Below are 19,958 nucleotides of genomic sequence, written 5' to 3' on the forward strand. Positions count from 1 at the left end.
GGGCCGCTGCTGGGCTGAAGAAGGGAGATGACGTGGAATTGAAGGTGAGGGCGCTGCTGGCCGAGCGGCGACAGCGGATTGGGTACGAGAGACAGCTGGTTTCCGCGGTTACCGCTTGTCATTAGACTGGCGCCGCCATTAGGAAATCTCGATAATGGCGGTTTGCTTCAACGCATCAGAGAAAATCTATGTCCGGTAATAATATAAAAAAATATGATTACATTGATGCCCTTCGTGGGGTCGCGATAGCCTTAGTGGTTCTTGTTCACGCCTCCCAGTCCGTAAAGCCATTATCTGATGTGCTGATGCGAATAATGGCCGAGGGGGCAAGAGGTGTTCAGCTTTTCTACATTGCTAGCGCTATCACACTTTGTATGTCATGGAGCGCTCGACGGAAAGATGATCTAAGGCCAGTGCGTGATTTTTATTTGCGCAGAATTTTCAGAATCGCACCGATGTTCTACTTGGCTATTGTGTTGTTCCTCTTTTTGAATGGTGCGGTGGCATCATATTTTGCTCCCAATGGCATCAGTTGGTGGTTTGTTCCAGTAACCGCACTGTTTTTGCATGGTTTTCATCCCGAAACTATAAATTCGGTTGTTCCTGGAGGTTGGTCAGTAGCTGTTGAGATGACCTTTTATCTTATTTTCCCTCTCTTGGTTCGCATAGAAAAGCTCAAGTATCTGCTTCTGCTTCTGGCGGTTTCATTGCTTCTTCAGAAGGTAAATGCACCGATCGCAGGATTGTTTTTTCAGTATGAACCTGCTCAGAGATATTTGATTGATGTCTTTGCCTTCTATAATTTTATTTCCCAGTTTCCGGTGTTTGTGATGGGGCTGATTACATATCGATATCTGGCCGAGCAACGGAAGGTTGATGCAAAAACTGTGATGGTGGCCTTGGCCGTATTTTTTGTCCTGTCAATCGAATTCTGGCACCCACAGCAGGCTTTTGTCCAAAGCCATGTAATTGCAGGGGCCATTTTTGCCATCTTTTCGATATTTTTAGCTAGAAAGCCAATTTCTTTGCTAGTGAATCCGTTGATGGTACTGCTTGGGAAGTTAAGTTTTAGTATGTACCTCGTGCATATCGCGATTCTGAAATTGTTGAGCGGCACACGAATTCCGACAGCAATGGGTGAGGGGGATGTCAATAGTGTTTTGTTTTTCTTGTTTGTCCTATCAATTACCGCAGTTGTGTCATGGGTGACCTACAACGTTATCGAGAAGCCAGGTATTGCGTTGGGGCGGAGATTGATTGAAAGGCTTGAGGCTAAGCATGCTTCTGAACTTTTGATTTCTAATGCCACAAAAATGAATGACAGCCGCCAGTAGAAATTCCACGTGTGGCCAATTTGAAGTGATACGTGAGTTTAATGGATAGGTGAAGAATGTCGCGAATGACGTTGGACCAATCACAGCAGCTAGATTCGATTCGAGCGCTGGCGGCTTTTGCAGTGTTGTTTGGGCACACTTATCAAACCTTGCTTTTGCCAACGCTGAATGTTTGGTTTACTGCGGTCGTTCTGTTGTCTCAGTTTGCCGTGATGGCATTCTTTGTTTTGAGCGGATTCCTCATTGGGAAATCTGTGTGCAACAATGTTTCCAAGAATAGATGTTTTGATATTGGTCGTTTTATTGTAGATAGATCGCTTCGTCTCTATCCGCCATTGATTGCTGCTTTAGTGTTAATGGTAGTGCTTGACCTGCTAGCTTATTTCTTTTTTCCATCTGCTTCTAACTCTTTTTTGCAGATTGATGGGGTGAATTTTGTCAGGTCTGAGTTTGTCGTGTCTTTTCGTGATGTTTGGGGCGCCTTAACGTTTCTCAATGGATTCAAAGTCGAGAACCCGTCAGCTAATAGTCCGTTGTGGAGCTTGTCTATTGAGGCGTGGTACTACATAACTGCTGCAGCGTTTGTTTTGTGGGCGCGGCGAAAGGTATTGTCGACCTTCCTGATTTTGGTGGTGGCTTTTGTAAGCTATGGAAACATGTTGTTCTATATGCTGGCCCCAGTATGGTTTGCGGGATTTGGTCTGGCATTTATTCATCAGAAAAATCCGATGATGAAAGGCGGGGTGTTTAGGCTTGCATTCTTGTTGCTGAGCGGTGTTGCTGCGGCCTCAGTTGCATACGCCTTGTATCCTAACCCGTCGGGTAACGAAATTATCTACGATAAAGTTAACCTTTTCCGCTTGGCTTCTGGGCTCTGGTTCGCATGCTTCCTAGCTCTGCTTCTGGGTGGGAGGTTGCGTTTTCCCAAACACTTGCACAGACACGCGAGTTACTCTTATACCCTCTACGTCACTCACTTCCCGATAATGCTTTTTGCTTTGGGGGTATCACAGCCCTACATCTATGGCCACAGCATCAGGTCTCTGCTCGTGAGTGGCGCAGTAGTCGTCGTGTCGCTCCTCGTATCTTGGGTGTTAAGCCGATGGCTTGAAAACAAGGCTTGGTTGTCAGCAGTACTTAGCATTGGTGCTGATAAGAAACCTGCGTAGGGTGAACTAGCAGATTCTGGGTGCAGGCAGACCCACGGCAGGATTTGCCTGCTCTGCACTAGCCTCGCTGACCCGCAAGCCACCCGTCTGTGCGTGGCAATATAGATGAAGGAAACGGTCGGCAGAACGCCGAAGGCGGGTCGAAGCCCGTGGGAGATTTTCGGGGGATGGTGAAAACCGGTCCTGTCCAGTGCGGCACCATTTGCAGCGAGCGCCCGCTCAAGGCCTTGGATTTAAAGGCTTTCAGTACATCCCGCACGCATGGGGTGCAAGGGGTCGAGTGTTCGAATCACTCCGTCCCGACCAAAAAATCCCTAAAAAACCCAGCAACTAATCATTGCTGGGTTTTTTTATGGCTGAAATCTGTAAATCAGGTATGCAGAATCCAATCTAGTGCCGTTCTGGTGGCATCCGCCCCTGGGCTGAACGCTTGTTCGATAGGTCTCTAACGTTCAGTTCCCTGTTCGTTGACGCCCGCACTAGCATACAGGGCGCTCAAATCAGCCCTTAATTTTCAATGGCATATATCCGCTGTTTCAAGCGATCGTTCACCGCTGCGCCGTGCACCCCAGAGTGAATCTCCCGATGGCAATTCGGACATACCGCTCCCACATAGCGTGGATGATCTAAGCCTCCATCAGAAAGCCGATTAACATGGTGCGGCTCTAGATAGTGTGAGCCATCCTTCTTTTTGAAGGGCGCCGGCTTTTCGCAGCTCTCACATGTGCCATCTGCTCGCATCAATACATAGTGAGCAATCTTTCGGCTACGTAAGTAAATTTTACGTGGGGCGGATTGGCCCAAATTGTCGGTGACGGGCTTACAGGCCGCTAGCGCTGCCTCCCTAGCCGCCGCCAGTGAGAGCGGAAGCTCAGCCTCACCCTGCGAATCCTTCCCAATAAATTGCTCGGCATTCTCTACTGGTACCAAGCGAAATACGAACGCCGTACGGTCGTGTCCATCCACGTCTGGCTGGATACGCTCAAGGATATCGGCACAAGAAAACTCGCCTTTGTAGCGATTGCCGTTGCCTTTACCTAGCGATTCAAACAGATAGATTGCTTTGCCGTTTTCCGCATGTTCCGCTAACGCTCGATTGCCACGGGTCAGTGTCATATCACCGCGCTGGCCTTCCCCTGTGTAAAGGTAAGCACCGTCCTCCCAATCATCGGCATAACCGTATTGCTCGCCGCTGTCCCCTGTGAAAATGAAAATTGCAGGATGTGTAGCGGATGCGGAGATACCGCTTTGCCGGCTGCCACCGAACGGGCCATTTATCTCTGTCTTACGGTCATAAACAGCTCCAGGGGTGAATTGCAAAGCAACTTCGCTATCCACCCGCAGTAGAACAACCTTGAAGCCTCTTTTCTCTAAGTAGCTGTTAGTCGCACTACCTGAGAACTCACTAACGGGTACGCCGGTAGCGAGAGATACAATTTGTTTGGCTGGGTACTGAACCCCCTCTAGGTCGATGGAGTAACGGTGTGCCGAGTTTACTTCCCAGCCCAGCCACTCTTGCTTGCTCCTCAGCTCACGGTCAAATTCTCGCAAGGCTTCATGAATTCGTTCCTTCGATACCGCTTTGATCGCCACGATTGCCGCCCTTTGTCGACGAGTGTTGTAGGAAATGTCCTATCGTCACCAAAGTAGCAAAGGGATTCAACGTTTAACAGGCGAAGAGCCACCACCGAAGAGCCCGAGGGTGTGCTGATTGCTTTGACCGGCGGGCTCAAAGGCATGCAGGAGTCCTCAGCGCGGTGTTGCCCGGCTCAACCTGCAAGGATGATGGTCTTTGATGGGCACTTCACCGCGCTTCATGCGTGCGCTCATCTCTGGCCCGGCCCACCAGGTCGAATCTAATCCGCCTTCGCGGGCGAGCGCTTCGATCACGCCGCCCTGGGCAATTTCGGCGAGCAGGCGCAGTCCATCAGTTTGGAGGCTTGGTTTTTGGCATGCTGGGTGGTTCCGGGGGGGGGCGGCGGTGAAGAGCTGTTGAGGTAGGCCGTAGGAGGAATATGGATTGCATTCACGAGCGACGGTTGCGATGCCGTCTTTCGGCATTAATGGGGCTCTTGGAAGTCGTCTACGAAGGGCATGGATCGCTGGGGCCGCTATGCGGCCCTTTCGCGACACAAGGCCGCTCCTACAGGGGGCGGCGTTGGGCGTGTAGAGGGGTTGTATTCAAGAAGTTGTAAGCATGCCCAGTTCAGCATCGTCGAGCAGTGCCTTGGCCAGGGCGCAGAGGTAGTGCGAGGCCCAGAGCAGTTGGGGTTTGTCTTCCATGAGGCCGTCGATGGACAGGTCGCGGGCGTAGCCCATCAGTTCCGAGGCTTGTTCGCGGGCGCTCTGGCAGGGGATGCCGGGTTCGATGCGGAACAAGGGGTGGGTCTGGTTCTCACCTTGGTAGAAGGTGGTTTTGCCGACAGTGAATTTGGATTCTTCGGTGGCCATTGTTTGATCTCCCTTCAGTGCTGGCTCGTCGGATCCGACGGCATTTGCAGCTGCGCCAATGCCACTTCAAGTATTCTGCGCAGGGCTTCTAGCTCATGCACTGAGGTCATGATCAACAAGGAGGAGGGCGACTTGGGTTGCATCAACATCGCCTGCTGGGCAACGGCTTCGGCACAGAGTGCGTAGTCTGCGGCCATCATCAGCGTGTCTTCCAGGGAGTGGAAGTTGTGGGGTGGGTCGGGGACTATCTTCAGCATTTTTTGGTCCTCAGTAGAGCGACCAGCGCTTGCTGTCAAACAAGTGGTGGCAGCTGTGCATGGGTTGACAGACCGGTGAAGACCAAACCGGCGCACACAGGGTGCCCCACACACAACTGCCATAGGGCAAAGCCGCGTGTTTGGTCGTCATCAGCCTGTCAAAGCTAGTCGTTTATGTGCAACGACCCGCCGAGACTAGAACGCTGAAAAATCGACCGCAACGAAAAACAGGCGCCGGGAGTATCTTTGGGAAATGCCCTACAGGAAAGGGGCTGAATCTGATTTTTCTGCCATTACGCGTAACTGTATGTGTCGCGCGAAATCCGGCAATCAGCTCACACACTTCGACAAGCTCGCCGGTTCTCATGTACACGTGCATATGGAAATCACCCGGAGGAAGCATAGTGTCCATACACCCATTGGCGGCGAGTGAATGGCGAGTCTACCGAGACCTACGTTTACAGGCCCTGATCGACTCACCCGATGCCTTCGCAAGCCGATACGAAGATGAGGCTGCCAGAGACGATTCAGCGTGGGCAACACGCGTCTCTGCAGTTGCCAGTTCCGCAAGCGCCCAAGTCTTGATTGCCTTTCAGCAGACTGAACCCTGTGGCTTGGTGTGGTGTAAATCCTTAGACGCTGAATCCCCTGTCGTTGAGCTTTTCCAGATGTGGGTAGCCCCGTCGTCTCGCGGAACAGGCGCCGGAAGAGCTTTACTCGATGCAGCCATCGCCTGGGCTGTAACGCGCGATGCAGAGCGTGTCTGCTTGGGCGTTACCCTCGCAGACAGCCCGGCAATGCATCTGTATCAATCAAGTGGCTTCCGTCCTGTCGGGGAGCCGGAGCCTTTGCGGCCAGGTTCCGCTTTGACGTCGCAACCCATGGAACTGCACTTGAAGCGCCCCGGATAATGCAGGCCTGATGCAGCTCAGGGATCCCGATGTAGTGGCTGAGGCTCTTCACAGGGCTGACGGTTCATGCGAGGTTTGCCAAAAACCTGCGCCCTTCAAAAGGAAATCGGACGCGAGCCCTTATCTTGAAATCCATCACATCGTCAGGCTGTCGGATGGCGGCATGGATGATTTGGATAACGTCTGTGTAGTTTGTCCTAACTGCCATCGCCAGGCGCATTTCGGCTGAGCGCCATGCGCCAGCGAGTGGCTATCCACCTAAGCCAGAATTCGCGTAGAAGCGCGAATTCTGGGTTGTCCGCTGCCAATTAGAAGTAGGTGGTTATCCCAGCAAAATACGCCCGCCCGGGTACGTAATAGCTGGTCGAGTCATCACGGGGGTCTTCATCCAACAGGTTCTGCACGCCGACGTTCACGGTGAGCCAGCGGGTGGCTGCCCAGTTGGCGGTCAGGTCGTACGTGGTGTACGGCTTGACGAAGTCGGTACCCAGGCCGCGTTGCTTGCCCACGTGCTGAGCTGACAACTCGGTGCCGATTCGTTCGGTGATCTGCCAGTCGATGGCGCTGAACAACGACAGCTTCGGCGAGCTGATCAGGTCGCGACCGGTCGACAGGTTGCGGCTTTCGAGCATGTAGGTGGCGTTGGTGCGCCAGCTGGCGTTTTCCCACAACGGCACTTTGGTGCTGCCTTCCCAGCCGCGGGTGCGGGCTTTGTCAGCATTTTCCAGCATGGTCCACCAGCGGCCCTGGAAGTACCCCAGCGGCGCATACTCGATTTTGTCTTTGAAGTCGGTGTGGAAGTAAGTGAGGCTGGCCTCCCAACCGTCGTGGTCGAAGGAGACGCCAATCTCTTTGTTGGTGCTGATTTCCGGACGCAGGTTCGGGTTGCCTGCCATCCAGCAACTGCCGGTCACGTAACCCAGCGGGCGTAGCGATGTACAACCGCGACCGCCAGAGTTGGTCGCCGCGCCAGCACTGCCTTCTTTCAGGCTGGGGGCGCGGAAACCTCGTGACACACCACCGCGTACGGTCCAGTCAGGGTGAGGGTGATAGACCACGTAAGCACGTGGGCTGTTGTGGTTGCCATATTCGTCGCTGTGGTCGAAGCGGTTGCCCAACGTCAGCGATAGGTTGTCGAGCAGAAACAGCTCGTCCTCGATGAACAGCGCAGAATAGTCGCCCTCAAGCTCCGCGCCGCCCACCACTGCCCCTTGGTAATCAACCGGTACGGTGCCCAGGGTGTCGGTGTTGGTCAGTTGCTCACGTTTCCACTGGCCGCCAACGGTGAGGCGCTGGTTTACCAGCAGGTCAAACGGGATGTTAAGGCTACCCTCGACGATTTTTTCTTCCGAGTTGGCCTTGCCCTCGCTGAGTTCGTTGTTGAACTTGTTCAGGTAGGCGTCGATACGCGAGGTACCAAAGCCCCAGTCGCCGTGGTGAGAGACCACGAAGCTATCACGGGTCAGGCGCCCGGCACCGAAGCCCTCACCGACCGTGTCACCCCAGTCACCGAAGGTTTTCTTCGACGACCACGAACGCTCCACGCCTTGGACAGCCTCGAAGGACAACTCATGGTTGTCGTTGATCTGCCAATTAAGCAAGGCGTTGACGCTGTGGTCTTTGGAACCGCCGGCGCCGTCGTTGTAAACGAAGTCACCTAGTGCGTCGAGGCGCGGCGCGGCTTCGTCGGCAGCGCGCCGGGTCATGTTGGCGCCCAGGCGCAGCCCCAGGGCGTCGGTGACAGGGCCAGAGAGGTTAACGCTGGTTTGGTTGGTCTGACCACGATCGGAGTCTTCTGGGATCGTGGTATTGACGTTTAGCGAGCCGCTCCACTCACGGGATACCTTGCGGGTGATGATATTGATCACGCCGCCCATGGCGTCCGAGCCATACAACGACGACATCGGCCCGCGCACGATCTCGATCCGCTCAATCATGTTTGGCGAGATCCAGTTGATGTCCTGGCGACCCAGATCACGGCGGTAGTTTGTGTCGGCGGAACTGCCGATGCGTTTACCGTCCACCAGGATCAAGGTGTATTTGTCGTCAAGGCCGCGCAGCTTGATCTTCGACTGCTCGCCCACGGGGCCGTAACCCCCTGTGACGCCGGGGATGCGGCGTAGCAGGGTGTTTAGGTCGTAGACCGGCTGGCGCTCGATCTCTTCCCGGGTAATGACGCTGACGCTGGCCGGTGCATCTCGCACATCCGTGCCGCCGCCAGTGGCGGTGACGAACGAGGCTTGCAGTTCTGTGGCGGGGAGCGGTTCAAGCTCGTGAATTTCCTCGGCCTGGACCGCAGTCGCGGCGAGCAGTGCGACGGTGAGCAGGGCACGGGAAAAAGGTGGGTATGGCATTGTGGAACAGTCCTTGTCGATCGGTTGGATTCCAGGGGCAGAATGCAATCGGGGCGGGACATTAACGCAAATGAGAATTGTTTAAAAGAAAATGTGAAAAATAATTTACCTAGAATTTACAAAAAAATGACCCAGCGAATGGGCATTCCAGGCTTGCGGCCAGGGCTGCTTGGACGGCTAGCCGCGTTCCTCACCATGGACTTTCTCCCTTCAGGGTTCGAAACTAGCCCGTCTGGCAAAACCCCAAGGAAGGCCATGACTAACCTCAAGTGCACAAGCTCCCTGCTGCTATTGCTGGCCGCCGCCTCCCTCACCGCCTGCGTCCCCTGGCAGCGCGAACGCCCCGCCTACGCAGACCTCTGCCAATCCGAGTTTCAGTTCAAAGTGCCAGGTCCACAGGGCGAGAGCACCCTGTACCTGGAAACCTACCTCTACGACCACGCTGCCCAATGGAGCGACCGGCCAGTCGAGCAAGCCCTGCACGTCGAGTACCCGGGCGAGAAATACGCGCGACGTGAGTTCTATGTGCAACTGATTGCCTACAACAAAAACCGCCAGCGCCCATCGACCGGCTCTAACCATGGCGAGCCACCGATCCCGATCCTCTACGACAGCCGCCAGGCCTATATCACCTTCGAAGACGGCTCACGCCTGCAGGCGCGGCCCGAGCTTTACCTGGGCATCAACAAAACCTACGACTATCCGCTCGTTTACCCGCCTTCCGCGCGCCCATCGCCCTACGACATCAACAGCGACGAAGTGCACCGCAACATCCCCAGGATCACCAACAACAAGCGCTACGGCTCGGCCTATGTGATCTTCCAGACCGATAAGTTCGATGCCGATTCCCAGTGGACCATCCACCTGGGCGCACTGGAGGTCCAAGGTCAGAAACTGCCAATTCCACCGCTCCAACTCTGCTACCAGCCCGTGAAGAAATGGATCGGTATCGAGCCTTTGATGCGGCCATGAAGTCACGCATTAACCGGCAATGGAAAGCACCCTGAACGGTGCCATGAATGAAGATGAGGTAAAGGATGAGCAAGCACACATACGAAGTATCGGTAACCTGGACAGGCAATCAGGGCACAGGCACCTCCAGCTATACGGCCTACACCCGTGACTACGCAATCGAGGCCTCTGGCAAGCCGGCGCTGCTTGGTTCGGCGGACCCTGCCTTTCGCGGTGACCCGCAACGCTGGAACCCGGAAGACCTGCTGCTGGCCTCGTTGTCGGCGTGCCACAAGCTCTGGTACCTGCACTTGTGTGCGGTCAACAAAGTGACGGTACTGGCTTATATCGACCAGGCACAGGGTGTGATGGTCGAGGGGGATGGCGAGCGCAAAGGGCATTTCATTTCAGTGGTGCTGCGCCCACATATCACCGTGAGCGCAGGCTCGGACGTGGACTTCGCCGTGCGCCTGCATGAGCAGGCGCACCATGAGTGCTTTATCGCCAACTCGGTGAACTTCCCTGTGAGCTGCGAGCCGGTCATCACTGCCCAGGGGTGATCGGCTCGGTCCGTAAAAGTGCTTGAACTGCCCAACTGCAGGAAGGCGGGGGTGGACCTGATACTGGTGGCTGTCGCGACCGGGATCAAACTGAATACGTGTTTCGGGTCAAGCAGGCACAGTCGCGAAGTTGTGCCCGCTTTCCCTCGATCATTTAACCTTACAAGGTAGCAGTCATCTGTTTTTCCAGGGTTTTGACCGCTTTAGCCATGGCGCGCAGTTTGGAATGAATGGCGGCTTGTGTGACGTCTAGCTTCAACGTTTCTTTCTGCACCTCAAACTCAAAGGTATTGATCAGCATTTTTTCCAGGTCAGGCACAGGCTTCAACGCTTTTCGACCTACCTCGATTCTGAAGGCGCCTGCGCGTGAAAAAATCCAGGGGTACACGGTGTGGTTCTGGAAGGGGAGTGCGATGTACAGGAACGGTTCAAACTCCGAGCCACTGGCGGCCTCATAGGTATCTGCTCGTAGCGGCAAGAGGGATTTCTGGACAGTTTCCTCAGCAAGCTGAAGGTGCAGGTGATAGCTGAACAGCTCGGCATGCATGCCACTCATGCGGCTTTTGGTGAGCATGTAGATGTAGTTTCCCTCCCAGCGCAGTGCATGTTCACCGCAGTAGCGGAAGATCGCCGGCGTTTGCACCATGATCTGGCGCCAAGGTTCCAGGCCTTTGGCGCTGGCTATCAACTCATCGAGTTGGTCATCGAGCGAAGCGTCAAGGTCGATTTGATCCAGCAGCTTATGTAACAGCGCGCGCGCTTCCTGAACGTTCTCCCCAACACCGCCGCGCAACAGCCGCTTCCAACTGGCTTGCTCCGACGCCGAGTTGACGAGGAACGAATAGTTGTAGCCACTTGGCAACAGGTAGTCGCCCAATGTCAGCAATGCGCGTTCCCAGCGGTAGTCCGGTCGGCTATCAAGGCCGCGCGCATTGAACATCTTTTCCGCCTTGCTCAGGTATTCGGAAAAACGCTTCTGCAGCGCAACATGTTGGCTGGCTGTCCATTGCGGCAGTGCCGCCTTACGGCGCTTGTCCAGAACGCCACTGAACTCAAGCAGAAACTCGATTTGCCCTTTGAAGTAGCCATGTTTTTCTGCGCGCTCGATCAGTGCGCGCCACCCGCTGTGGGCGAGTAGCAGCTCGGCTTTAAGCTGCTCTTCACTGACCTGCTGCAAGTAGAAGCCGGTAGTGGGTTTCTCGCTGGTCGCGAAGTGGCCAAGGATGTCGCTGGCATGGGGCAGCAGGGCCTGCACCGCCAGCAGGCTACGTTGCATATCGGCTGGCCGCTCGAAGCTGGAATTAATCGACAAGTTGTAGATTACCCGCATCCACGCCAGAAGGGCTTCTGGCTCTGGCTGCTTGCCCGCTGCACGCAAGAAGGCGACGTAGGCAAAGATCTGCACCAGGTCGTTATAGGCGAGTGTCATCGGTTCGTGGACCAGACGCTGGAACATCGCCGCTTCGTTAAAGTACGGATTGGGTGGGAGTACCGGCGTGAACTGGGTGCTTTGTGCACTCCAGGTTTCCAGCAGCAACATGAGTGTGGTGGAGAACTCGCGCTCCAGCCATCCACCCTTATGGTACAAGGCATAGGCTGACTTCAGTGGCGTGGTCCTGAAGGTGCTGATGTCCTCCAGGTACCCTGCGGACTCCGGGTTACGACAGATAAATGCCACTGCATGGAAAAAGTTCATGATGGCATCGTCGAAAAGGTGAGTTTCCTTGTCGCGATACCTCCAGAAGAAATCAGCCCAGCGGGTATCCATGCAGCGTGCGAAGTAATCTGCGACGGTGAACGCTTGGTCGCCGATATCGCGAGTCTCGTCGCCGAACTGGCCCTTTAATTCATGCTCGAAGCGAGCCTTGAATGTCTCGAAGGCGGTGAGCGACTTACCCCGGGCGTTCATTTTTATGTACAAATCGTCGGAGAGCCCGAAGTGATCAAGGTCAAGCAGCTGGAATGTGATCACCGGTTGTTCTTCGTCCATCAACCGTGAGTAGGCCCCGGTGACGTCACTGAAGTGTTGGTGAATAGCATCCAGCATGATCAGGCAGGACTGAATGGTCGGATCCAGGCGCCAGTAACGGAAATACCAGGCTTGGTTCTTGATCAGTTTGGCCAATGAAGTGCCGTCTGCGGCGTTGCGCGCCGGCCAGAAATTAACCAGCTCATCGAAGAACTCGGCGCTGCTAGGGCGTACGCTGTAAGAAAAGCGCGAGCCCGTGCCTTCACAAAAAATTCGGCAGAACTCGGCCTGGCAGTCGTCACGCCAGGCCAGGTACCAGTGCAACAAGAAGAGGGTGGTCAGTCGCTGTTGGCCGTCGAGGGGCAGGAATCGTGGCGGCCCTTCGATGTCGACGCTGCCGTAGATGAAGTCGAGGTTCAGGGGCAATGCGGCATCATCTGAAGCCAACGAGAATGCATGCTGCAGATTGCCGAGAAACTCTTCACGCACATCTTCGACGGCTGGGCGGCCCTGGGCATAGTCCCGCTGGATCATCGGAATCTGAATGCGCTGATGGTGGCTCATCAGCTGCTTCAGGGTGATCTGAGTGCCTGACTCGCTCATCGGGTAATCTCCTGGGTTGCACTGAAGAAGCCCACCAGGGCCCGGTTGATTTCAGCTTGATAGGCGTCGCGATCGTCCTTGCTCCAGACCATCACGTTGTCGGCTTGTGGGCTGTAGCATTTGAGGAATACATTGCGGGTGCACAGCGGCACGAAGATCCCCGATTGGTCTAGGGCTAGCAGCGCTTTGCGCTTGACCGCGAACACGGCGTTCTTGTAACTGCGATTGGTCGCTTTATCGAGCAGGGCCAGGTTGCAGATACGATGGTCCGTAGGCGCTTCATCGGTTTCCTGGAAGAAGGCCAGCAGCTTGTTGTAAAGCGCTTCGAACGCTTCGTCGGAATGGGCTTTCTTTGATTGTTTGATGAATGCGTGAATGCTGCTCAACAGCTGGCTGGCCAGTCCCGCTTTCTCTTCGGGTCGCAGTGCTTCAAGGTAACCCGCACACAGGTTCAGCCAGCTCAGTTGGTCGTGCAGGCGCAGCGGGCGGCTGGAGGCGATCGAGCGTACGTGTTCGATGTCCCATTCACCGTTCTTGAAACTGTCGAACTGGAAGCGCAAGTTGGAGCGTGGGCTGTCCAGCAGGGTGGCCAGATTGAACAGCAACAGCAACGAGCGAATGGCCGGTGAATGGCGACCGTATTCCAGCTCTTTAAGGCGTTCGCTGATGCACAAGTGCAGCGCTTCGGGTTTCAGGGTGTCGAGGTCTTCGTCGCCGACGGTGCGGGCAAATACCTCTTTGCGCAGTTTGCGTTCGAATGCGCTCTTGGTTGTTTGCTGCGAGAGTTTGCAGATATCAGCGACATCCATGCCGTGATGAATCAGGAACCCGACAATGTGGTAGAGGGTGCGGTCTTCAAACCACTCTTCCAGCATCATGAAGGTTTGCTTGATGCGCAGCCACACCTTCGAGGTGGCGCCAGTCTCCTCGAGTTTGCGGCTATAGGCATGGAAGACCCCATGCTCATCCTGGCCCGCCTCATTGCCCAACCCGTCGGCTTTGGCGACCAGATCGAACAACAGGCCGATGCGGTTCTGTGTGCGCCCTTGCTGATTGCTCAGGAAGAACCAGAACTCGTCGGCCTGAAGGGCTTTTTCCAACTGGTCCCATTCGTGGGCGATCTTCAATTGCCGAGCGGCGGTATCGGGTTCGGTGCAGTCCCCGCGTTTGAGGAACAGTGCCCGAATGAGCTCGTCATCGGTCAAGGCAATCTTGCCCACGTTCAGGCGGGTAAATGCGTCTACCGCATTGTCCTGAGCGTCCAGTTCGAACCAAATGACTCGGGTCTTGTTCAGCAATGCTGTCTTTATCTCATCGACCTCGTGAGCGCGGCGGCTGAACCAGTCTTCAATGGTTTTCAGGGCATTGAACAGGTAGAAGTAGTCGACATTGCTGTCGGCATCGGCTTCATTGGGGTCCTCCAGAAACGCCAGCAGCTCTGGGCGGGTTTCGTAATTGAGGGTGAACAACTTCTGCCGATACTTTTCCGCCAGCCGCTCATTGAAATGACGAAGAACCAACAGCAGCGTGGTGAGCCGCTGCTGGCCATCGACCACTTCGAGCTGACCCTGGGCGGTAGCTTTGATCACCAGTGGCTGCAGGCAATAGAAATCTTCTGGCTGGGGATTGCGGCGGCGGCTGAACTCGCGCACATCTTCCAGCAACTGAGTAACCTGCAGAGGCTTCCAGCGGTAGCCGCGCTGGTAAGCGGGGATCCAGAAGCGGGTCGGGTTGCCCTGTTCATCGGTGAGCAGTTCGTGGATGGGTTTGAGGCATAAATCGGAATGGTTCATTCGATTCCTTTCGGGGCGGCTCAGTGCTGCGAGAGCGCTGAATGAAGGCTGTTTGCCATCATTATGCCCATTCAGTTGCACGTAAAAAAGCGTGGCAGTTGAAGGTTGCCCATCAAGCGCACGCCAAATACGCCAACAATCGATTTTCACTGCAAATTTACGGCTTCCTGGTAGTTCTAGTCGGGGTTAAAAATGGTGTGTGGCAATCAATTCCTTAGCAGCTGCTTCTGCATCACAATCGTACGTTCCTCGCCATAAAACGCATCCCGCACCTTGTAAAACCCCAACCCTGCATAAAACCCTTCTGCAGTAACGGAGGAGGGCACACGCAACCCTTCAAGGCCCCGGCAAATCGCTTCATTCTCGATCACCGCCATCAGCCGTTTGCCGATCCCATGCCCCTGGAATTCAGGGTCAACGAACACGCTCCTGACCACGTCGGCGTCAAGGCTGGCGGTACCAATCACTTCACCTTCGATCAATGCCACGTAAACCAGACGTCGAGAGAGCAGTTCAACGATGGCGGTCGCGCTGAAAGATCCTTCCACGCGCAAGAGCGTGTCGGCATCGTAGTCAGCTGCGTTCGACCGGTGTAATGCAGCTATCACGACACGGCTCATGTCGTCGGCATCGTCTGGCTTCGCCAAGCGGATATGGCAGTTCATCACTGGGTTCCTTGTGGAGTGCCTCCTAGCAGATCAAAACATAGTTCTTGCACTAGCGGGGTGTGGCACCGGCTTTGCCGGTGTTCGCGGGGCTTCGTGTGAGCTTCTGTAAACAAGCTGATAGCAAATCGCTACTCCCGGTATTCCAAAATAAACGAAGCCTCTTCCCAAATCGCTCCTACTCTCTTCGTCGATGGATCAACCCGCCCCCCGGAGCAAATCATGGAAAGATTAGCGTCGTCGCCCCCGCACGCCCGTACTCCCGTCACCGTCGTCCCAGAATCGCGCTTCATGCAGAACTACCGCATGGCCAGCGCCGTGCACGGTGGCAGCTCTGCTTCGGCCATCGTCAACGGCCGTGGTGATGTGGAGCTGTTCACCAGCGGCAGCAATACCCAGGTCTGGAACATCTACCCCGACCCGCAAAGCGCCACAGCCAACAGCGCGACGCAAACCGGGCTGACCGGTGAGGTGATCGCCACCGGCCTGACGCCGGGCGGTGACATCGTGCTGTTCGCCGCCCAAGGCACCAACTTGCTGTACTGCGTCGAGCAGCCGACATCGGCGGTGCGCTGGTCGGCGGTGAAAATGATCGATGTGCCGCTGCCTTCCAATGCCATACGCATTGCGCGCATCACCACCACTCGCATCAACAACAAGCTCTACATCGGGGTGCTGATCGAGGCCAAGGGCCTGGTCGGTACGCTGTACAACTTCAGCTGGGGCGTGTGGGCTGGCCGTGCGCCTGCCTCGCTCAATGGCACCACCTTGCAGTTGCAGACCCTGAACGCGGTGTGGACGGGCAACAGCGACGCCAATGTGGCGTTCTCGGTGTTCGATACGGTCATTCTCGAATACACCCTCAGCACCGGGCAGCTCAGCCGGCCGGCGATTGCCGCCAATTTTCGCAGCCTGGACGTGGCGGCGGCGACCGATGGGGTGGGCAATACCCAGGTGCTGGCGGTGCTTGCCGATGGCAATGCCTATTGCCTGGTCGGGGGGGGCAAGCAGCCGTACAGCTGGGCGCAGTTGACGGTGGGGGCGTCGTTCAAGCAGGTGGCCGTGCTGCCATCGCGCCCGGCGCTCAATGCGCTTTTGCTGGGCGTGGACAACACGCTGTACCACGCGAGCCAAACCGCGCCTTCGGCCACGGGCTGGGCGCAGCCGACGCCGGTGTACAAAGGCGTGCAGTCGTTCCAGGCCACAGTGGAAGAGGGCGGCCTGGCGGTGTTCGCGATCCAAGCGCAGCAAAACACCGTCACTCAACTGACCCGCGAAACCCTCAGCGGTAACTGGAATATTGCGGCGCTGGAGGTTCAGGCCGGTGGCAAGATCGAGGACTTCGCTTCGTACAGCACGGATGTCACGTTGTTCAGCGAGGTGGGCACACCGCTGGGCGACACGCCGGTCGAGGTCTGGACCGAGGAGCCTTCGCGGCTGGCCATCAACGGTGGGGTCTACTACGTCACGCCGCGCCGGCCGGTGCGCCTGTTGACCAACAGCGCGGGGGTGCTGTCGATTGCCCAGCAGGTCAGTGCGCTGGCTGCGCCGGCGATTCTGGTCGCAGTGCCGTCGTTGATGTCGCCCGGCGAGCGCATCGAAATTCGCCAGGATGCCGAGGTGCAGGACAGGCTCAGTGTCACCACGGGCGATGAGCTGATGAACGCCAAGCTCGCCAGTGGTGCGCCGTTGCTGCGCGATGAGTACCACAAGCAGTACACCGCCAACGCGGTGGCCGAGGCGGTCAGCCGCAGCCTGCAGTTGACCAGCCCCGTGTACCGCAAGGCCTCGGCGGCAACCCCCTATGTGGACCCGCGCCGGCCTCGCGCCGGGGTGTCGGTGCGCAGCGATGCGCTTGCTGGCGCCCGTTTGCTCGACCTGGCGGTGGTGCCGGAGCAGCACTGGCATTTGAGTGTGCGCGATGGCGAGGTACGCTTTACCGACTTGTCCGCCGATGCGGCGTCGGGGCTGTTGATGGCCTTGCGCAGCAGTTCGCTGTCGGGCGGGTGGTTCAGCTGGCTGACGGACATCGGTGATTTTATCGCCGGCGTCGCCCAGGGCATCATCAAGGTGGTCGACTTCGTGGTGACCACGGTCAGTGCCGGAATACAGGCAGCGTTCCACTTTGTGGTGGACGGCGTCACGTACCTGTTCGAAACCTTGGTGGACACGGTCGAGAAAGCGTTCGACCTGGCCGAGGCGGTGTTCTCGGCGGTGAAGGTGTTTTTCCAGCAGCTCTATGAGTGGCTGGCGTTTCTGTTCAACTGGGGCGACATTCTGCGCACCCACGAGGCCATTGCCCACATCGTCAACAGCGGTTTCGACTTCCTGGTGGGCGCCACGGGGGGTATCCAGCGAATCGTCGATGGCAGCATCGACACCTTGCAACGCCAGTTGCAGGAGTGGTTTGCCGAGGCCCGCAACACCTTGGCCGGCAGTTACAGCCTGGGAGGGTACGAGCAGGCCAACACGCCGGATGACCCGGCCACGTCCAGGGCGGTGGCCAACAACATCGTCTACAACGGCCTGATCAACAATGCGCCAGCAGCGCAGTCGAGCATGGCCGCCGCAGCGCTGATGCAAACGGCCGACGGCCCGTTCAGCCAGTTCCTGGAAGAGCTGGCGCAGTTGGTCGACTTTACCGAGTCGTCCCAGGCGTTTGCCCAGGCGCTGGCGTACCTGCAAGACCTGGGCACGGCACCGGACGAGATCTTCCGCAAGCTGCTGGCAGCGCTGATGAGCGTTGTCGAAGGCGTGCTGCAGGCGGTGCTGTCGGGCGTGCAGGCGGTGATCGACGCGATGCTGAAAACGGTCGCGACGCTGATCACGGGCCTCAAGACGCTGATGAACGCCAAGTGGAACATTCCGTTCGTCAGTGACCTGTACCGGCTGATCACCAACGGCTCGGACCTCACCACGCTGGACTTGATGTCGTTGGTGCTGGCGGTGCCGGGCACGGTGCTGTTCAAGATCCTGCAAAACAAGGCCCCGTTCCCGGACGAGGCGAGCGTGTTGCGCTTCAAGGCCGCGTTCAATGCCGACTCGCTGCTCGTCGCCACCGGGCTCAAACCGGCTGGCCGCCAGGTGCTGGTGCAGGCGGCAGATGGCTGGAGCGGATGGTTGCCACGCGACCTGGCGCTGGTGACCGGCGTGCTGGGCTCGGTTGCCTACTTCTTCTACGGCAGTTTGACGGCCCTGAGCGACAGCCTGCCACCGGAGTCGGGGCCGCCCGAAATCCTTGGCTACGTGGCGCTTACCCTGGAAACCGCTGCGCAGCTGTGCAGCTGCCCGTGGATCTTCTCCAGTGGTGCGCCGGGGTGTGCCACGGCCGATGGGGCCAGCCGCACGTTGTGGATCTACACCTGCCTGGGTGTGCTGATGGACGGGATCTTCGTCTACTTCTCGCAGAAGATGCCCGAGAACCGCGACGACATAGGCGTGGTCGCGACGTTCCTTTATGGCCTGGGCCACCTCGGCGCAGCCATACCGGCATCGCTTGGGCAAAGCGGCTCGGTCGTGGCGCTGAACATCGTCCCGTGCCTGCCTGAAGTGTGCAAACCCTTGCGCTTGAAACGGGTGGTGCTGGCCACCGAAGGCTTCTCGCTGCTGGGCCAGGCGGCCCTGGATGCGATCTGTTACACCTCGACCACGGTGCTGAATGTGGTGTCGGTGTCTGCTGCAACACAACCCACCCTCGTCGATGCCAGTGCGCTGCGCACCGGTACTCGTTCGATGTAGTCAAAAAGGAGTTTGGCAATGTTGATCGTAACCAAGAATCCACCCGTGGTCGGCCATGGCCAGGTGCTGCGCGGGCCTTCTGCCCAGCCACCCAGCCGGGTCGCTGCCCTGCAGGGGGCCTACAACCAGGGCATCTACATGCGCCCCAACCTGAGCAGCGACGGCACGGTGCCGGCCAACTCGCCGTTGTCGGCATCGCCTGATATCTGGATCGCAGGCACGCAGCCGGTGTACAACTTCCAGACCGCGCTGGCCACGCCGACCAGCTATGCAACGCAGTCGCCTGGCACCATTACCCAAGGTACGGCCAACTACATCTATGTGCGCGGGCGCAACGGCGCCGCTGTCAGCAGCACCACCAAGGTGCAGCTGTACGGCGTGCCTTGCGCGTCCATCCAGTGGCCCAGCGAATGGGCCAAGTACGGTATCCCCACCGACCGCGACCACCCGGACGGTACGCAGCCGTACTATGACTCATCGATCATCAATCTGGCGTCGTCGGGTATCGGCGTAGCGGCTGATACGTTTGTCTGGAGCAACCCGCAACCGCCAGGCGGGGGCAGTGACCACTACTGCTTCATCACCTGGATGAACAACGCCGGCAACCCGTTCCCGGATGTGTTCTCGCAGCTGGACATGGCCGCGCTGATCAGAAACAACCTGCAGTTCGGTTGGCGCAACGTGTCGATGCAGACGGGGCGTTCGCCGACGCGGCAGATGAGCTCACAGTTGATCATCCCCAGCGACGTGACTGCGGGCAGCCGCGAGTACTCGCTGCAGGTCACCAATACGGGCTTCCCGGCCACTGGCTGGACGCTGTCGATGACCTGCAGCCAGCCAGACTCGAAAGGCAACCCGATCACTATCAGCAACGTCGCCATGCCAGCCGTGGGGCAGTTCGTTGGCGTGCGTTGCACATTGTCGCCGGGCTACAGCGCGCTGCTCACGCTCAACCTGTACCAGAACAACGGGCCGGACTCACAGCCGGGCGCCGCGATCGATATCACCCCGTCGTACTTCTCTGATGGCTCGGCGTTGGAAGTGCAGGAAGCACTGGACCGCGGCCTGGTGGACTACGCCCTGTCGCATGCCCTGCACCGGGCTTATGCCGGTACCGAAGTCGCCGATATTCGTCCACGCCCGGTGGTACCGCTGGGTGCAGACGGCTTGCACGTCCTTTGATGAATACAAGGAGTTAAACAT

At 57.2% G+C, this 19,958-nt stretch carries 15 protein-coding genes and 1 pseudogene; 8 read left to right on the top strand and 8 right to left on the bottom strand.

Going from position 1 to position 19,958, the window contains the following annotated elements; genetic code table 11:
- Positions 1–188 precede the first annotated feature (188 nt).
- Both ACSSU5_RS20965 and ACSSU5_RS20970 read left to right on the top strand, forming a co-directional pair.
- Positions 189–1,334 carry an acyltransferase family protein gene (locus tag ACSSU5_RS20965; protein ID WP_492559713.1) on the top strand — a complete coding sequence of 382 codons (1,146 nt, stop codon included), beginning with the start codon at positions 189–191 and terminating at the stop codon, positions 1,332–1,334.
- A 65-nt stretch (positions 1,335–1,399) separates the two neighbouring features.
- Entirely contained in the window at positions 1,400–2,503 is a 1,104-nt protein-coding gene (locus tag ACSSU5_RS20970) for an acyltransferase family protein (RefSeq protein WP_492559714.1), read from the top strand.
- Positions 2,504–3,010: 507 nt separating this feature from the next.
- Here ACSSU5_RS20970 and ACSSU5_RS20975 read toward each other — a convergent pair.
- The 4 genes and pseudogenes from ACSSU5_RS20975 to ACSSU5_RS20990 all read right to left on the bottom strand — a co-directional run bounded on the left by ACSSU5_RS20975 (position 3,011) and on the right by ACSSU5_RS20990 (position 5,211).
- Positions 3,011–4,096 (bottom strand): SRA domain-containing endonuclease, encoded by a 1,086-nt coding sequence (locus ACSSU5_RS20975; protein ID WP_492559715.1) that lies wholly within the window; start codon positions 4,094–4,096, stop codon positions 3,011–3,013.
- Between the two features lie 171 nt (positions 4,097–4,267).
- A pseudogene (locus ACSSU5_RS20980) lies at positions 4,268–4,426 on the bottom strand (AAA family ATPase); the annotation flags it as partial.
- 258 nt (positions 4,427–4,684) lie between these two features.
- Positions 4,685–4,954 carry a DUF3077 domain-containing protein gene (locus ACSSU5_RS20985; protein WP_492559716.1) on the bottom strand — a complete coding sequence of 90 codons (270 nt, stop codon included), beginning with the start codon at positions 4,952–4,954 and terminating at the stop codon, positions 4,685–4,687.
- Positions 4,955–4,968: 14 nt separating this feature from the next.
- A complete protein-coding gene (locus ACSSU5_RS20990) occupies positions 4,969–5,211 on the bottom strand; it encodes a hypothetical protein (protein ID WP_492559717.1) in 243 nt (80 codons plus the stop codon).
- Positions 5,212–5,576: 365 nt separating this feature from the next.
- Here ACSSU5_RS20990 and ACSSU5_RS20995 point away from each other — a divergent pair, with 365 nt between their 5' ends.
- Positions 5,577–6,122 carry a GNAT family N-acetyltransferase gene (locus ACSSU5_RS20995; protein WP_492561348.1) on the top strand — a complete coding sequence of 182 codons (546 nt, stop codon included), beginning with the start codon at positions 5,577–5,579 and terminating at the stop codon, positions 6,120–6,122.
- Positions 6,123–6,132: 10 nt separating this feature from the next.
- Positions 6,133–6,351: an HNH endonuclease gene (locus tag ACSSU5_RS21000; protein WP_492559718.1), complete on the top strand. Its 219-nt coding sequence runs from the start codon at positions 6,133–6,135 to the stop codon at positions 6,349–6,351.
- Between the two features lie 79 nt (positions 6,352–6,430).
- Here ACSSU5_RS21000 and ACSSU5_RS21005 read toward each other — a convergent pair whose 3' ends face one another.
- Positions 6,431–8,476, bottom strand: coding sequence for a TonB-dependent receptor domain-containing protein (locus ACSSU5_RS21005; RefSeq protein WP_492559719.1), 2,046 nt, complete (start codon positions 8,474–8,476; stop codon positions 6,431–6,433).
- 255 nt (positions 8,477–8,731) lie between these two features.
- Between ACSSU5_RS21005 and ACSSU5_RS21010 the strand changes: the two genes are divergently transcribed.
- A complete protein-coding gene (locus tag ACSSU5_RS21010) occupies positions 8,732–9,448 on the top strand; it encodes a hypothetical protein (RefSeq protein ID WP_264313814.1) in 717 nt (238 codons plus the stop codon).
- A gap of 65 nt (positions 9,449–9,513) precedes the next feature.
- The gene (locus ACSSU5_RS21015; protein WP_264313813.1) at positions 9,514–9,987 is read left to right on the top strand and encodes an OsmC family protein; all 474 of its coding nucleotides are present in this window, start codon (positions 9,514–9,516) and stop codon (positions 9,985–9,987) included.
- Positions 9,988–10,147: 160 nt separating this feature from the next.
- Here the strand turns inward: ACSSU5_RS21015 and ACSSU5_RS21020 are convergent, their stop codons facing one another.
- The 3 genes from ACSSU5_RS21020 to ACSSU5_RS21030 all read right to left on the bottom strand — a co-directional run bounded on the left by ACSSU5_RS21020 (position 10,148) and on the right by ACSSU5_RS21030 (position 15,017).
- Entirely contained in the window at positions 10,148–12,559 is a 2,412-nt protein-coding gene (locus tag ACSSU5_RS21020; RefSeq protein WP_492559720.1) for a DUF262 domain-containing protein, read from the bottom strand.
- Positions 12,556–14,352, bottom strand: coding sequence for a DUF262 domain-containing protein (locus ACSSU5_RS21025; RefSeq protein ID WP_492559721.1), 1,797 nt, complete (start codon positions 14,350–14,352; stop codon positions 12,556–12,558). Before ACSSU5_RS21025 ends, ACSSU5_RS21020 begins: the two co-directional genes overlap by 4 nt.
- 206 nt (positions 14,353–14,558) lie before the next feature.
- On the bottom strand, positions 14,559–15,017 hold the full coding sequence (locus ACSSU5_RS21030; protein WP_492559722.1) for a GNAT family N-acetyltransferase: 459 nt from the start codon (positions 15,015–15,017) through the stop codon (positions 14,559–14,561).
- A gap of 222 nt (positions 15,018–15,239) precedes the next feature.
- Between ACSSU5_RS21030 and ACSSU5_RS21035 the strand changes: the two genes are divergently transcribed.
- Entirely contained in the window at positions 15,240–18,755 is a 3,516-nt protein-coding gene (locus tag ACSSU5_RS21035) for a hypothetical protein (RefSeq protein WP_492559723.1), read from the top strand.
- A gap of 18 nt (positions 18,756–18,773) precedes the next feature.
- Positions 18,774–19,937: a hypothetical protein gene (locus tag ACSSU5_RS21040; protein ID WP_264313808.1), complete on the top strand. Its 1,164-nt coding sequence runs from the start codon at positions 18,774–18,776 to the stop codon at positions 19,935–19,937.
- Positions 19,938–19,958: the final 21 nt, after the last annotated feature.

Source organism: Pseudomonas sp. E1MeOHC2 (assembly GCF_058745025.1).